The organism is Duganella violaceipulchra (genome assembly GCF_019166075.1).
GTDB classification, from domain to species: domain Bacteria; phylum Pseudomonadota; class Gammaproteobacteria; order Burkholderiales; family Burkholderiaceae_D; genus Rugamonas; species Rugamonas violaceipulchra.
Window position 1 is genome coordinate 168,985 of record NZ_JAHTGR010000007.1, and the last position, 13,704, is coordinate 182,688.

Sequence of the window (13,704 nt, forward strand, 5' to 3'; positions counted from 1 at the left end):
CAAACGCAACACTGCGGAGTACAATCGTTTCCTCGGGGCGACAAACGGCTTTACAAATATGATGCCTGAGAGCATCATTCCGTGATCCAGCCTCCTCCCTCTAGCAGACGCATCTATGGCAGCAGTCCTACCCAACGCCGCGCCAGGCGCCCCGATGCCGGGGCTGGCGCGGGCATTGATGCAAGCCGGGCGCCTCTCCGCGGCCCAGGCCGACATGCTGCAAAAAAAAGCCGTCGCCGACAAGCACGCCTTCATCGACGTGCTGCTGGCCAGCGGCGCCATCGACGCCCGCGCGCTGGCCATGTTCTGCTCCGAAACCTTCGCCTATCCGCTGATGGATGTGCAGGCGCTCAACCTCGACGCGCTGCCGGGCAAGATCATCGACAACAAGCTGATGCAGGCGCAGCGCGTGATCGCGCTGGCCAAGCGCGGCAACAAGATGTCGGTGGCGATCTCCGATCCGACCAATATCCAGGCGCTGGACCAGATCAAGTTCCAGACCGAGTCCACGGTCGAACCCATCATCGTGGCCCACGACGCGCTGCTGCAACTGCTGGCGCGCCTGAACAAGGACAGCGAACAGGCCATCAGCGACCTCGGCGGCGACGAGTCCGACATCCAGTTCGCCGAGGAAGAGGCGGCGGCCGCCGACACCGCCGCCGATGCCGGCGCCAACGATGTCGAGGACGCGCCGGTGGTGCGCTTCCTCAACAAGATGCTGCTCGACGCCGTCCACATGGGCGCCTCGGACTTGCACTTCGAACCGTTCGAAAAATTCTACCGCGTGCGCTTCCGCGTCGACGGCGTGCTGATGGAGCATGCCCAGCCGCCGATCTCGATCAAGGAAAAGCTGGTCTCGCGCATCAAGGTGCTGGCCAAGCTGGACATCTCGGAAAAGCGCATTCCGCAGGACGGCCGCATGCGCCTGATCGTGTCGCCGACCAAGACCATCGACCTGCGCATCTCGACCCTGCCGACCCTGTTCGGCGAGAAGACCGTGATGCGGATTTTGGACGCCACGCAGGCCCAGATGGGCATCGACGCGCTGGGCTACGACCCGGACCAGAAGGAACTGCTGCTCGACGCCATCCAACGCCCCTACGGCATGGTGCTGGTGACCGGGCCGACCGGCTCGGGCAAGACGGTGTCGCTGTACACCTGCCTGAACGTGATCAACAAGCCCGGCATCAACATCTCCACCGCCGAGGACCCGGCCGAGATCAACCTGCCCGGCGTGAACCAGGTCAACGTCAACGACAAGGCCGGTCTGACCTTCCCGGTGGCGCTCAAGTCCTTCCTGCGCCAGGACCCGGACATCATCATGGTCGGCGAGATCCGCGACCTGGAGACGGCCGACATCGCCATCAAGGCGGCGCAGACCGGCCACATGGTGTTCTCCACGCTGCACACCAACGACGCGCCGTCGACCTTGACGCGCCTGATGAACATGGGCGTGGCGCCGTTCAACATCGCCTCGTCGGTGATCCTGATTACCGCGCAGCGGCTGGCGCGCCGGCTGTGCACCTGCAAGCAGCCGGTGGACATTTCCAACGACCTGCTGCTCAAGGCCGGCTTCAAGCAGCATGAGCTGGACGGCAGCTGGAAGCCCTATGGCCCGGTCGGCTGCGAGCGCTGCAACGGCGGCGGCTACAAGGGCCGGGTCGGCATTTACCAGATCATGCCGATCACGCCCGCCATCGAAGCCATCATCCTGGCCAACGGCAACGCCATGCAGATCGCCGCCCAGTCGGAGGCGGAAGGCGTGAAGTCGCTGCGCGGCTCCGGCCTGGTCAAGGTCAGGAACGGCTTGACCAGCCTCGAAGAAGTGCTCGGCTGTACCAACGAATAGGACAAACTCCATGGCGACATCGGGCAACGCGGGCCACCAGGTCAAGGAATCGATCTTTTCCTGGGAAGGCAAGGACAAGAGCGGCAAGACCGTGCGCGGCGAGCTGCGCGCCGGCGGCGAGGCCGTGGTCAACGTCACCCTGCGCCGCCAGGGCATCATGGTCACCAAGGTCAAGAAGAAGGCCTACCGCAGCGGCAAGAAAATCACCGACAAGGACATCTCGCTGTTCACGCGCCAGCTGGCGACGATGATGAAGGCCGGCGTGCCGCTGCTGCAATCGTTCGACATCGTCGGCAAGGGCCACGCCAATCCATCGGTGTCCAAGCTGGTGATGGACTTGCGCGCCGATATCGAGACCGGCACCAGCCTGAACCAGGCGTTCCGCAAGTTCCCGCTGTACTTCGATCCGCTGTTCTGCAACCTGGTGGGCGCCGGCGAACAGGCCGGTATCCTGGAAGACCTGCTGACGCGGCTGGCGATCTACAAGGAAAAGACGCTGGCCATGAAGGCCAAGATCAAGTCGGCGCTGATGTATCCGGTGTCGATCCTGGCGATCGCCTTCATCGTCACGGCGGTGATCATGATCTGGGTGGTGCCGGCGTTCAAGGAAGTATTCGCGAGCTTCGGCGCCAACCTGCCGGCACCGACCTTGTTCGTGATGGCGATATCCGAATTCTTCGTGGCCTGGTGGTATCTGATTTTCGGCAGCATCTTCGGCGCCATCTACTTCTTCTTCCGAGCGTGGCAGCGCTCGCTGCAGATGCAGCGCTTCATGGACCGTCTGCTGCTGCGCCTGCCGGTGTTCGGCGACGTCATCCGCAAGGCCACCATCGCCCGCTGGACCCGCACCCTGGCCACCATGTTCGCCGCCGGCGTGCCGCTGGTGGAGTCACTCGATTCGGTGGGCGGCGCGGCCGGCAACGCCGTGTACCTGGACGCCACCCGCAAGATCCAGAACGAGGTCAGCACCGGCACCAGCCTGACGGTGGCGATGCAGAACGCCGACGTGTTCCCGAACATGGTGACGCAGATGGTCGCCATCGGCGAGGAGTCCGGCTCGCTGGACGCCATGCTGGGCAAGGTGGCCGACTTCTACGAGGAGGAAGTGGACGAGGCCGTCGCTGCGCTGTCGAGCCTGATGGAACCGGCCATCATGGTGATCCTGGGCGTGCTGATCGGCGGCCTGGTGGTGGCCATGTACCTGCCGATCTTCAAGCTCGGTTCGGTGGTCTGACGGTCCGGCCGCTCAGGCCGGGTCGTCCTGCAAACCGCCGTAAGGCCGGTAGCTGCTGCCGTTGAAGACCTGGATGGGCGCGTCCGGCGCGGGCGACGTGAACTCGTAGCGCGGCAGCCCTTCCGCCTGGATACCCATCCACTGCGCCGCGCCGCGGACGAAATTGACGCCGCTCATCGCCTTGTGCAGCGTGGTGTGCGCCGTGGCGTCGCTGGACAGGATGAAGAACGGCACCGCATAGTTTTGCCGGTAGCGGTCGTCGTGCACCAGCGATGCATCGGCCGTGCCCTGGTCCTTGTGGCGCAGGCCGTGGTCGCTCAGATAAATCATCGAGAACGGCTGTCCGGCCGCGCGCAGCGCCTGGTAGGCGTCGGCCAGCAGGCTGTCCGTGTGCCGGATCGAGCCCAGGTAGCAGCGCATGGCCGCGCTGGACGCGGTGAAATTCCGTTCCTCGCCCTGGACCCGGTCGCAGAAGGCCGGATGGGAACCCATCAAATGCAGCACAAACAAACGGGGGCCGCGCTGGCCGTCGCGCAGCCCGGCCACCAACGGCGCCAGCAGCACGCGGTCGTCGATATTCGTGGACAGGCTCGAACCGAGTTTGGTGAAATGGACCACGTCGGCACTGGCGGCCAGCCGCGACGACGGGCTGTCGTATTCGCCGACATAGCCCTGGTTCGACAGCCAGTAGGTGCGGAAGCCGGCCTGCCTGGCCAGCGCCACCACGTTCCTGCCATACGCCACTTCCGTATCGGACGCTTCGGCCAGCGTGCGCGGCACCGAGACAAAGGTGTTGGGCGCGGGCGAGACATAGCCGTCGATGAACACGCCGTTGGCCTGGTCGGCGAACGGCGTGGTCTTTTGCGGGTAGCCGTACAGCGACATATGGTCGCGCCGCACGCTCTCGCCGACCACGATCACATAGTTGCGGTACTGGCTGCCGAGGTGCCGGACCTGCCACTGGTTGGCCGCCTGGACGGCGAGGAAGCCCTGCTGTTCCTTGTGATATTGCTGCATGGCCTGGGCTACGCTGCGCGGCAAATCCAACGCCAGGATTTCCTTCTGGCCCTGCGCCGACTGCATCGACTTGGCGCACGCGGCCAGCGACAGCACGGCGATCAACACACCGGCCAGCCGCCGCTGCTTTTGCCAACCTTCCTGGTTCAGCCGGAACACAAAGACCCAGGCCGCAGCGGCGAAGGTCAGCGCCAGCAAGAAGTTCGCGACCGGCATCTGGCCAATGAACTCGATCGATTCGCTGCGGTTCGATTGCAGCAGCGAGGCGATGATCAGGAAATCAGGCTTGCCGTACACCATGCCGACCGGCATATAGATGGCGGCCGCCAGCAACAGGGCATAGGCCGCCATCCGCAACGCGCCCATCCCGCTGCCCAGCAACAGCAACAGCAAGCCGCAGATATTGAGGACGTTGTTCGCTTTGGCGTGATAGCCGAAGGCACGGATAAACAGGAAGGATAGTACCAGCGCAGCGGCATAGTACAGCGCGCTGCGCGCCAGGCGGGGAATCTGCATCAGCAATCGGAGAGGAAATGGTTAAGCCTGCTGTCGTCGCGGCAACCGGAAGGGGGCACTGCTACTGCGTGGGCGTCGGACCGTTATTATAATCGAACTGTTTCCATGGATTAACTTTTCCTCTCGGCAATTATTCGGAGGGCGTCAGCGCAGCGCCGCCATGCGGTTGCGCGCCTCGGCCAGCGCCTCGTCGGCCTGGTCGAGGATGGCGTCGATGGCGGCGCGCTCGGCGCTGCCCTCCGGCAGGCGATGCCCCACGCTCTGGAAGCGCAGGATCAGGCCCTGCATGGCCTGCAGCAGCGCATCCTGCACCGCGGCCGTGGCGCGTTCGCGCTCGGCCAGCCGGCGTCGGTGGCGGCGCACGGCGGCGCCCAGGCAGGCCAGCAGCACGCCCAACAGCAAAAGGATAAGCGGGAACAAAAGCGGACTCCACGATGCGTGGTGGCAGGCCCTCCACCTTGCCTGAATTCCAACTTCATTCCCATATCCCCAAGGAGGGGCTTGCGGCGGATGGCGCGCGCTGAAAAACCGTTCCGCAATGTTGCCGTAATGCTTTAATATGAGCCACTGTCCTTACCCACGCGGCCCGACCTATGCCTGAACCAACCTTGTTGTTCGCCCCCGCCGGCGAGTTCGCCATCAGCCTGATCGCCGGCCTGTTCGGCCTGCTGTTCGGCAGCTTCCTGAACGTGGTGATCCACCGCCTGCCGAAAATGATGCAGCGCGAATCGGACAACTACTGCGCCGTCGAGGCCGGCAAGGAAGAGCCGCACACCACACGCTACAACCTGATGGTGCCGCGCTCGGCCTGCCCGCACTGCCAGCACCAGATCACCGCGCTGGAGAATATCCCCGTGCTCAGCTACCTGGTCCTGCGCGGCAAATGCAGCAGCTGCAAGGCGCCGATTTCGGCGCGCTACCCGGCCATCGAAGCGTTGACCGGCGTGCTGTCGGCGCTGGTGGTGTGGCACTTCGGCAGCGGCTGGGCCGGCCTGTCCGGCCTGCTGTTCCTGTACCTGCTGATCGCCATGACCTTCATCGACTTCGACACCCAGCTGCTGCCGGACGACCTGACCTATCCGCTGATCTGGGCCGGCCTGCTGATGAACGTCAACGGCACCTTCGCCACGCTGCACGACGCCGTCATCGGCGCGGCGGCCGGCTATCTGGCGCTGTGGTCCGTCAATTGGGCGTATAAACTGGTGCGTCACCGCGACGGCATGGGCTACGGCGACTTCAAGCTGCTGGCCGCGCTGGGCGCGTGGATGGGCTGGGCGACGCTGCCGGCCATCGTGCTGATGTCGTCGCTGGTGGGCTCGGTGGTCGGCATCGCGCTGATGGCGATCAACCGCCGCGGCTTCGATCTGCAGATCCCGTTCGGCCCTTACCTGGCGGCGGCCGGCCTGATCGTCTTCCTGTACCAGGAGCCGATCATGGCGTTCACCCGCAGCTTCTATCCTTACCTGTAAGCGGACGATGAGCACACTGCCCTTCTCCATCGGCCTGACCGGCGGCATCGGCAGCGGCAAGAGCACGGTGGCCGACATGTTCGCCGCGCGCGGCGCCAGCGTGGTCGACACCGACCAGATCGCCCACAGCCTGACCGCGCCGGGCGGCGCGGCGATGCCGGCCATCGTCGCCGAGTTCGGCGCCGGGTTCGCCGACGCCAGCGGCGCGCTCGACCGCGCCCGCATGCGCAGCCTGGTGTTTGCCGACGCCGGCGCCAAGGCCCGCCTCGAAGCCATCCTGCATCCGCGCATCCGCGACGCCGCGCTGGCCGCCGCCGAGGCCGCCACCGGCGACTACGTGATCTTCGCCGTGCCGCTGCTGGTCGAATCGGGCACTTGGCGTGCGCGGGTGACGCGCGTACTCGCGGTAGACTGTCCGGAAGAAGTGCAAATTGCGCGCGTGATGGCGCGTAACAATCTGCCGGAAGCGCAGGTCCGCGCCATCATGGCGGCGCAGGCCAGCCGCCAGCAAAGACTGGACGCGGCGGACGACATTATTGAAAACGGCGGCGGAATCGAGGCTTTGACGCCCCAAATCGCGCGACTTCACGATTTATATCTGGCATTTTCGAAAAGAACGGCGACAATACCTTCGCAACGTTTGTAATTTTGCTTGGCTTGCTTCAAAATCACGGGAATTAATCGCAAGTCCAACTACTGAGGGATGTTATTTTGATTGTCTACGAATATCCTTTCAACGAGCGCATCCGCACGTTGTTGCGATTAGAGGATCTGTACGAGAAATTCAAGTTCTTTGTGCACCAAGAACACCCTATGCAGCACCACGTCGCGCTGGCGACCATCTTCGACATGCTGGAGGTGGCCGGCCGCGCCGACTTGAAATCCGACCTGTTGCAAGAACTGGAACGCCAGCGCCAATCGCTGCTGGGTTACCGCATGAACCCCAATGTGCAAGCGGAAACGCTGGACGCCATCCTGGCCGAGCTCGATGGCGTGAGCAGCGCGCTGGTCGCGGCCCAGGGCAAGACCGGCCAGAACGTGCGCGACAACGAATGGCTGATGAGCATCCGCGGCCGCACCATCATTCCCGGCGGCGCCTGCGAGTTCGACCTGCCGTCCTACTACGCCTGGCAAAAGCGTCCGGCCGAGCAGCGCTTCAACGACATCGCCACCTGGTTCGCGCCGCTGGCGCCGCTGTTCGACGCGCTGGGCCTGGTGCTGCGCCTGCTGCGCGATTCCGGCGGTCCGGTCAAGATGATCGCCGTGGCCGGCAGCTATCAGCAGATGTTGCAGGGTAAGGTCTACCAGATGCTGCGCCTGACCCTGGACGAATCGCTGGGCGCGATCCCGGAAATCTCGGCCAACAAATACATGCTGTGGGTGCGTTTCACCTCGCAGGGCGGCGACCTGAAACCCAAGCCGCTGGAAGATGATGTACCATTCGAGCTCACCCTCTGTAACTTTTAAAGAATGATCATGGCCACCGTAGTTGACTGCCCTACCTGCTCCGCCAAAGTGGAGTGGAAGGAAGAGAATAAATTCCGTCCGTTCTGCTCGAACCGCTGCAAACAAATCGATCTCGGCGCCTGGGCCGAGGAAAAATACGCCATCCCCGCCGCGCCGCCGGTCGATCCGAACGACGAAGAATAAGCCGGACTCACAGCAGGGAAGTAAAGAAGGCGATCAGGCTCATCAGCAGGAAAGCCTTCACTTCCAGATACACCAGCGCCACCCAGCGAACCGCCTGCACCAGCCAGCTCCCGCCATACATGCGGCGCAGCGCGACCATCATGTACACGGCCAGCACCGGCAAGGCGATCGGCGCGCCATACTCCGTCACCTCCGCCAGCAGCATCCAGGCCAGGAAGTCCAGCAGGGCGAAGGTCTGCAGGTGCATCGAAAAGACCAGGTGCTCGCCATAACGCCAGCCGGTTCCCGCGTTGAGCAGCTTGAGAAAGAGCGCAACGACTGGAATCAGGCACAGTATCAGCGTCGGCCCGAGCTTTAGCCAAGGCTCCCACAAGACGGCGGCCTTGGCTTCGTTGGGCAGCGCCTCGTACTTATCCAGATGTTCGCGAAATGTCGGGCTGAGGCGTTCAAACACGTCCACCATCAGTCGCGTGGTCAACGGCTTTTCCAGCGACTTCGCGTCCTGCGTTTGCACCGTGGCCGGCTTGCGCTCAGGCTGCTTGTTGTCGACCAGGTGGGTCTGCAGCTTCAGCGCGCCGAACACCAGCATCGACACCGTCAACAGCAGACGCAGCGGATCGATATGGCGCGTGCGGCGGCCGCAGATGAAGTCGACCGTCAGCTGGCCCGGACGTCCCAGCAGATCGCCGAAGGTGCGCCACAACTTGCCCTCCGCCGCCACGAAGTGACCGATGAAATGATGGATGAATTCGCCGGCCGAGGCCACGTGCACATGGCTGCTCTGGCCGCACTGGCTGCAATATTTGCCGTCCACCGGCGCGGCGCAATCGTGGCAGGAACCGGTGGACTTGGGACGCACATCATGGGCCCGTGGGCCGAGACTGACAAATTTCATTGACAAGGAAGTTTGTGGAAACAGGCGGCCATCATAGGCAGTGTCGAAAACTTAGTCAAACTGCAATGCTCGCAGATACAACACTCTGCCTGTCAGTGCGGTTTGACAGCCTGCCCGCTGTACAGTATCGGCCCGGCCGGTGCGGCCGAGCCGCTTTGCGGCTCCAGCGTGATCTCGAAGCTCGGCTCCGCGCTCAGCGGCGGCAGCTGGTCCAGCGACAGGTTCAGCTGGCGGTCCTGCTCCAGCACACCGAGCGACACCGGCGCGGTCCAGCCCGGTGCGGATATCCAGAGTTGCAGCGCCTTGCGGTTGGCGACGATGGTGTCGTGCAGCGGCGTCAGCGTCAGCTCACGGTTCACGCTCACCGAGGCGATCCAGCCGGCGTTGCGGTCCTGCGGCGCCGACAGCACCGCGACCCAGGCCGGCCCCGGCGGCGGCGGGCGCAGCACCAGCAACGCGCCCAGCGCCATGCAGGCCGCCAGCGCGATGCCGGCCAGCCCGCGCCAGACGCTCACACTATTCCACCAGCGCTCCATCACGATCCGTAGCGGACCATGTCCAGCCACTCCAGCAGCGGAATGGTGGCCGGCAGCAGCGGCTCGACGCCCACCGCGCCCTGCCAGGCGAAGGCCTGGCCCTCCAGACTTTGCGGCTCGCCGCTCCAGTCGCGGCTGATGAAGAAATGCAGCCGCACGTGCGCATGCTCGTACACGTGCTCGATGCCGCACCATTCCTCGGCGCTGTTGATGACCAGGCCCAGCTCCTCGACGAACTCGCGCTTCAACGCCTGCAGCACGGTCTCGCCCGGATCGACTTTACCGCCGGGGAATTCCCAGTAGCCTTCGTACGGCTTGCCGGTCGGGCGCTGGCCCAGCAGCACGTCGCCGTTGGGCTTCATCAGGATGCCGACGGCGACGTCCACAGGTCGGGCGCCGCTCATGCCAGCTTCCCGGCGTAGTCCTTGGCGAACTGCCAGGCCACGCGGCCCGAACGCGAGCCGCGCTGCAAGGCCCAGCGCAGGGCCTCGGCGCGCGAGGCTTCGATCTGCGCCTCGCTGCAACCCAGCGACGACAGCCAGTGGCCGACAATGGCCAGGTAGTCGTCCTGCTTGAACGGGTAAAACGTCAGCCACAGCCCGAAGCGTTCGGACAGCGAGATCTTCTCCTCCACCGTCTCGCCGGGATGCAGGTCGCCATCCTCGTCGTGCTTGTAGCTCATGTTGTCGGACATACGCTCCGGCATCAGGTGGCGGCGGTTCGACGTCGCGTAGATCAGCACATTGTCCGATTGCGCCGAGATGCTGCCGTCCAGCGCGACCTTCAGCGCCTTGTAGCCGCTCTCGCCTTCCTCGAACGACAGGTCGTCGCAGAAGACGATGAAGCGTTCCGGCCGGCCCGCCACGATGTCGACGATATCGGGCAGCTCGGCCAGGTCGGCCTTGTCCACCTCGATCAGGCGCAGGCCGTCCTTGCCGAACTGGTTCAGGCAGGCCTTGATCAGCGAAGACTTGCCGGTGCCGCGCGCGCCGGTCAGCAGCACGTTGTTGGCCGGCCTGCCCTGCACGAACTGGCGGGTGTTCTGCTCGATCTGCTCCTTCTGCGGGCCGATGTGCTGCAAGTCGTCCAGCGCGATCGGCGACACGTGGGCCACCGCTTGCAGGTAGCTGGCGCCGCCGCCGTTACGCTTGCGCCAGCGGAAAGCGAAACCCAGCTTCCAGTCCGGCTCGCGCGGCGCCTGCGGCAGCACCGCCTCCACGCGCGCCAGCAAGGCTTCGGCGCGCACCAGGAATTGTTCGAGAGGCGTCGCCATGTTAGGAACGGTAGTCGGCGTTGATGCTCACGTAGTCGTGCGACAGGTCGCAGGTGTAGACGGTGGCCGCAGCCGCGCCGCGCGCCAGCTTGACGCGCACCAGGATCTCGCTCTGCTTCATCACGCGCTGGCCGTCTTCTTCCTTGTAGTCCGGATTGCGGCCGCCGTTCTTGGCCACCCACACGTCGTCCAGGTACAGATTGAGCTTGCTGACATCGAGGTCGTCGACGCCGGCGTAGCCGATGGCGGCCAGGATGCGGCCCAGGTTAGGGTCGGAAGCGAAGAAGGCGGTCTTGACCAGCGGCGAGTGGCCGATCGAATAGGCGATCTTGCGGCACTCTTCGACGCTGGCGCCGTCTTCCACGGTGATGGTGATGAACTTGGTCGCGCCCTCGCCGTCGCGCACGATGGCCTGCGCCAGGAACAGCGACAGTTCGGTCACGGCGGCCGCCAGCTGGGCGTATTCAGGCGAGTCCACCGAATTGACTTCCAGCGTGCCGGCGCCGGTGGCGATCAGCATGAAGGAATCGTTGGTCGAGGTGTCGCCGTCGATGGTGATGCAATTGAACGACTGGTCGGCCACCTGCTTGACCAGCACGTCCAGCACCGGCTGCGCCACCTTGGCGTCCAGCGCCAGGTAGCCCAGCATGGTCGCCATGTTCGGCTTGATCATGCCGGCGCCCTTGCTGATGCCGCTCATGGTGACCGTGTGGCCGCCGATGGTGACGGTGCGCGAACCGGCTTTCGGCTGCGTGTCGGTGGTCATGATGGCTTCGGCGGCGTTGTACCAGTTGTCGGCCTTCAGGCCGGCGACCGCTTGCGGCAGGCCGGCGATCACCTTGGCGGCCGGCAGCGGCTCCAGGATCACGCCGGTGGAAAACGGCAGGATCTGCGACGCTTCGCAGCCCAGCTGCGCGGCCAGCGCGGCGCAGGTTTCATTGGCCAGCGCCAGACCCAGCTCGCCGGTGCCGGCGTTGGCGTTGCCGGTGTTGATCAGCAGCGCGGCGATCGGCTTGCCGCTTTCCTTGGCCGCCGCCAGGTGGGCCTTGGCGATCTGCACCGGCGCGGCGCAGAAGCGGTTCAGCGTGAACACGCCGGACACGGTGGCGGTAGGCGCCACTTTCATCACCAGCACGTCCTTGCGGTTCGGCTTCTTGATGCCGGCTTCGGCAAAACCGATTTCGATGCCGGCTACAGGCTTCAGTGCGGAGGCGACGGGCAGAGGGGAATTGACGGCCATAGGAGTGTTCTCGTGAGTGGAAAGTGGGAGCCGCTATTGTAATACCTGACGGCCAAATTGGCGCATCGCATCATTCCCTCCCCGTGATAACCATCAGTTACAAATTCGACGTAGTTGCCAAAAAGCATAACTTAAGCGCAAATTTGCTCAAAAAGCACTAGAAGGATGTCGTACAACCCCATGAATTCATTGAGGAAATCGTTGTTTTCCGCTCAAAAACTACAACATTTTAGTACGTACGTTCTAATTTGCAAGAAATGAATTCATGCCGTACGGAAATTAGTTTAAGGTTTAGCCCGAGTGCCCCATCCCCGCATGTCACGAGACAAACAAGGCGACACGATCGCCAATAGCAAGAAACAACTGACAACAAATCAAAGGAACCAGACCACATGAAAAAGCAACTTTTAGTAGCTGCCGTATTTGCCGCCACCGCCGCCATGCAGGCACAGGCCGGCACACTGGGTGACGACAACCTGACCATCAGCGGCTTCGGCACGCTGGGCGTGGCCAAGAGCAATACCGACCAGGCGCAATTTGCCCGCTACAACCAGGCCGAAGGCGTGGGCGACAAGGCCAAGATCGGCCTCGACACCAACCTGGGCCTGCAAGCGACCTACAAGATCAACGACTGGCTGTCCGGCACCGCGCAGATCCTGACCCGCAAGAACACCAGCCCGACCTTCACCACCGACCTGACCTGGGCCTTCCTGAAAGCCCGCATCAACGACGAAGTGAGCGTGCGCGTTGGCCGCGTCGTGCTGCCGACCTTCCTGATCTCGGACTACCAGAACGTCGGCTACGCCAACACCATGATGCGTCCTCCGATTGAAATGTACGGCCAGGCCCCGATCGAAAACGTCGACGGCGCGGACGTCAACTTCCAGCGCGCCTTCGGCGATTTCAACTTCACCACCCAGGCCTTCGCAGGCGTCAGCCGCGGCAAGCTGTTCGTGCCTACCGGCGCCGGCTCCGTCGCGACCTACCGCGCCCCTGCCGTCGGCATCAGTTTCACCGGCGAATACGGCCCCTTCCTGGTGCGCGTGGCCCACGCCCGCGCCGACATGAAGATCAACGACCTGGCCCCGATCAACACCCTGACCGGCACGCTGAACCAGTTCGGCTTCAAGCAGCTGGCCAGTGACCTCGGCCTGAGCGAAGGCAAGAAGATCGCCTTCACCTCGATCGGCGGCACCATGGACTGGCACAACATCGTGGTCCAGACCGAATACGCACAGCGTCGCGCCAAGGAAGCGGTCTACATCCCGGACACCAACGCCTGGTACACCATGGTCGGCTATCGCGTCGGCAAGGTCCTGCCTTACTACGCGCACGCTTCCTACAAGGATGCCGGCGCCTCGGTCACCCCGCCTGCGGCCCTGCCGAAGAACAGCCCGCTGGGCGCCGCCGTGTACGGCCTGCTGCCGTCGCCGGAACAGACCTCGGACCTGATCGGCGTGCGTTGGGACTTCGCCAAATCGCTGGCGTTGAAAGTGCAGGTCGACCGCGTCAAGCCTAAGACCAAGGCCGGCTCGCTGATCTTCGTCAAGCCTGGCTTCAACAACAACGTCACCGTCGTCGCCGCGGCGCTCGACTTCGTCTTCTAATCGGGAGTCCACAACATGAAAAAAATGATCATCGCCGCGTTGCTGTCGTCGTTCGCCGCAGCCGGCGCTTCGGCGGAAACCGTTGTCATCGTCAGCCAGAAGAACCCGGCGACCCGCATGTTCTCGGAACAGGCTTCGCAATTCTTCCTCGGCAAATCCAACCTGTTCACGCCGGTCGACCAGGCCGAAGGTTCACACATCCGCGCCGACTTCTACCAGAAGGTCGCGGAAAAGGACCCGGCGCAGGTCAAGGCCCTGTGGTCCAAGCTGGTGTTCACCGGCAAAGCCACGCCACCGAAGGAATACCCGAGCAACGCCGAGGTGAAGAAAGCAGTTGCTGCCGATCCCAAGGCGATCGGTTATATTGACAAGTCGGCAGTGGACGACACCGTCAAAGTGATCCTGACCCTGCCTTAAC

15 protein-coding genes are annotated in these 13,704 nt (G+C 63.8%); 8 read left to right on the forward strand and 7 right to left on the reverse strand.

The window, feature by feature from the left end; genetic code table 11:
* Positions 1–115 precede the first annotated feature (115 nt).
* Positions 116–1,849 carry a type IV-A pilus assembly ATPase PilB gene (pilB, locus tag KVP70_RS15010; protein ID WP_217943030.1) on the forward strand — a complete coding sequence of 578 codons (1,734 nt, stop codon included), beginning with the start codon at positions 116–118 and terminating at the stop codon, positions 1,847–1,849.
* A 10-nt stretch (positions 1,850–1,859) separates the two neighbouring features.
* Entirely contained in the window at positions 1,860–3,083 is a 1,224-nt protein-coding gene (locus KVP70_RS15015) for a type II secretion system F family protein (RefSeq protein ID WP_217943031.1), read from the forward strand.
* A gap of 12 nt (positions 3,084–3,095) precedes the next feature.
* On the opposite strand, the gene KVP70_RS15020 is transcribed toward KVP70_RS15015, so the two are convergent.
* Both KVP70_RS15020 and KVP70_RS15025 read right to left on the reverse strand, forming a co-directional pair.
* Positions 3,096–4,616 carry a phosphoethanolamine transferase gene (locus KVP70_RS15020; RefSeq protein ID WP_217943032.1) on the reverse strand — a complete coding sequence of 507 codons (1,521 nt, stop codon included), beginning with the start codon at positions 4,614–4,616 and terminating at the stop codon, positions 3,096–3,098.
* A gap of 144 nt (positions 4,617–4,760) precedes the next feature.
* Positions 4,761–5,036 carry a hypothetical protein gene (locus KVP70_RS15025; RefSeq protein WP_217943033.1) on the reverse strand — a complete coding sequence of 92 codons (276 nt, stop codon included), beginning with the start codon at positions 5,034–5,036 and terminating at the stop codon, positions 4,761–4,763.
* A 173-nt stretch (positions 5,037–5,209) separates the two neighbouring features.
* Between KVP70_RS15025 and KVP70_RS15030 the strand changes: the two genes are divergently transcribed.
* The 4 genes from KVP70_RS15030 to yacG all read left to right on the forward strand — a co-directional run bounded on the left by KVP70_RS15030 (position 5,210) and on the right by yacG (position 7,735).
* Positions 5,210–6,085 (forward strand): prepilin peptidase, encoded by an 876-nt coding sequence (locus KVP70_RS15030; protein WP_229224837.1) that lies wholly within the window; start codon positions 5,210–5,212, stop codon positions 6,083–6,085.
* 7 nt (positions 6,086–6,092) lie between these two features.
* A complete protein-coding gene (gene coaE, locus KVP70_RS15035) occupies positions 6,093–6,731 on the forward strand; it encodes a dephospho-CoA kinase (RefSeq protein ID WP_217943034.1) in 639 nt (212 codons plus the stop codon).
* Between the two features lie 65 nt (positions 6,732–6,796).
* The gene (gene zapD / locus KVP70_RS15040) at positions 6,797–7,552 is read left to right on the forward strand and encodes a cell division protein ZapD (RefSeq protein WP_008445477.1); all 756 of its coding nucleotides are present in this window, start codon (positions 6,797–6,799) and stop codon (positions 7,550–7,552) included.
* A gap of 9 nt (positions 7,553–7,561) precedes the next feature.
* Positions 7,562–7,735 (forward strand): DNA gyrase inhibitor YacG, encoded by a 174-nt coding sequence (gene yacG, locus KVP70_RS15045; protein ID WP_217943035.1) that lies wholly within the window; start codon positions 7,562–7,564, stop codon positions 7,733–7,735.
* Between the two features lie 7 nt (positions 7,736–7,742).
* On the opposite strand, the gene KVP70_RS15050 is transcribed toward yacG, so the two are convergent.
* The 5 genes from KVP70_RS15050 to argJ form a co-directional block, all read right to left on the reverse strand.
* Positions 7,743–8,630 (reverse strand): DUF3667 domain-containing protein, encoded by an 888-nt coding sequence (locus KVP70_RS15050; protein WP_217943036.1) that lies wholly within the window; start codon positions 8,628–8,630, stop codon positions 7,743–7,745.
* A gap of 92 nt (positions 8,631–8,722) precedes the next feature.
* On the reverse strand, positions 8,723–9,145 hold the full coding sequence (locus KVP70_RS15055; RefSeq protein WP_332844098.1) for an anti-sigma factor: 423 nt from the start codon (positions 9,143–9,145) through the stop codon (positions 8,723–8,725).
* A 20-nt stretch (positions 9,146–9,165) separates the two neighbouring features.
* Positions 9,166–9,570, reverse strand: coding sequence for an NUDIX domain-containing protein (locus KVP70_RS15060; protein ID WP_217943037.1), 405 nt, complete (start codon positions 9,568–9,570; stop codon positions 9,166–9,168).
* On the reverse strand, positions 9,567–10,439 hold the full coding sequence (locus tag KVP70_RS15065; RefSeq protein ID WP_217943038.1) for an ATP-binding protein: 873 nt from the start codon (positions 10,437–10,439) through the stop codon (positions 9,567–9,569). The genes KVP70_RS15060 and KVP70_RS15065 overlap by 4 nt, the downstream gene beginning before the upstream one ends.
* A gap of 1 nt (position 10,440) precedes the next feature.
* The gene (gene argJ / locus KVP70_RS15070; protein WP_217943039.1) at positions 10,441–11,679 is read right to left on the reverse strand and encodes a bifunctional glutamate N-acetyltransferase/amino-acid acetyltransferase ArgJ; all 1,239 of its coding nucleotides are present in this window, start codon (positions 11,677–11,679) and stop codon (positions 10,441–10,443) included.
* 392 nt (positions 11,680–12,071) lie between these two features.
* Between argJ and KVP70_RS15075 the strand changes: the two genes are divergently transcribed.
* Together KVP70_RS15075 and KVP70_RS15080 are read left to right on the forward strand one after the other, a co-directional pair.
* Positions 12,072–13,286, forward strand: coding sequence for a porin (locus KVP70_RS15075; RefSeq protein WP_217943040.1), 1,215 nt, complete (start codon positions 12,072–12,074; stop codon positions 13,284–13,286).
* A gap of 15 nt (positions 13,287–13,301) precedes the next feature.
* Positions 13,302–13,703 carry a type 2 periplasmic-binding domain-containing protein gene (locus tag KVP70_RS15080; RefSeq protein WP_217943041.1) on the forward strand — a complete coding sequence of 134 codons (402 nt, stop codon included), beginning with the start codon at positions 13,302–13,304 and terminating at the stop codon, positions 13,701–13,703.
* Position 13,704 lies beyond the last annotated feature (1 nt).

What these genes read in the sequence shown, in the direction of transcription:
- KVP70_RS15065 (WP_217943038.1), bottom strand. Translation starts at nt 10,439, where the DNA reads ATGGCGACGCCTCTCGAACAATTCCTGGTGCGCGCCGAAGCCTTGCTG.
- KVP70_RS15050 (WP_217943036.1), bottom strand. Translation starts at nt 8,630, where the DNA reads ATGAAATTTGTCAGTCTCGGCCCACGGGCCCATGATGTGCGTCCCAAG.
- KVP70_RS15015 (WP_217943031.1), top strand. Translation starts at nt 1,860, where the DNA reads ATGGCGACATCGGGCAACGCGGGCCACCAGGTCAAGGAATCGATCTTT.
- yacG (WP_217943035.1), top strand. Translation starts at nt 7,562, where the DNA reads ATGGCCACCGTAGTTGACTGCCCTACCTGCTCCGCCAAAGTGGAGTGG.
- argJ (WP_217943039.1), bottom strand. Translation starts at nt 11,679, where the DNA reads ATGGCCGTCAATTCCCCTCTGCCCGTCGCCTCCGCACTGAAGCCTGTA.
- coaE (WP_217943034.1), top strand. Translation starts at nt 6,093, where the DNA reads ATGAGCACACTGCCCTTCTCCATCGGCCTGACCGGCGGCATCGGCAGC.
- KVP70_RS15030 (WP_229224837.1), top strand. Translation starts at nt 5,210, where the DNA reads ATGCCTGAACCAACCTTGTTGTTCGCCCCCGCCGGCGAGTTCGCCATC.
- KVP70_RS15060 (WP_217943037.1), bottom strand. Translation starts at nt 9,570, where the DNA reads ATGAGCGGCGCCCGACCTGTGGACGTCGCCGTCGGCATCCTGATGAAG.
- KVP70_RS15020 (WP_217943032.1), bottom strand. Translation starts at nt 4,616, where the DNA reads ATGCAGATTCCCCGCCTGGCGCGCAGCGCGCTGTACTATGCCGCTGCG.
- KVP70_RS15080 (WP_217943041.1), top strand. Translation starts at nt 13,302, where the DNA reads ATGAAAAAAATGATCATCGCCGCGTTGCTGTCGTCGTTCGCCGCAGCC.
- KVP70_RS15075 (WP_217943040.1), top strand. Translation starts at nt 12,072, where the DNA reads ATGAAAAAGCAACTTTTAGTAGCTGCCGTATTTGCCGCCACCGCCGCC.
- pilB (WP_217943030.1), top strand. Translation starts at nt 116, where the DNA reads ATGGCAGCAGTCCTACCCAACGCCGCGCCAGGCGCCCCGATGCCGGGG.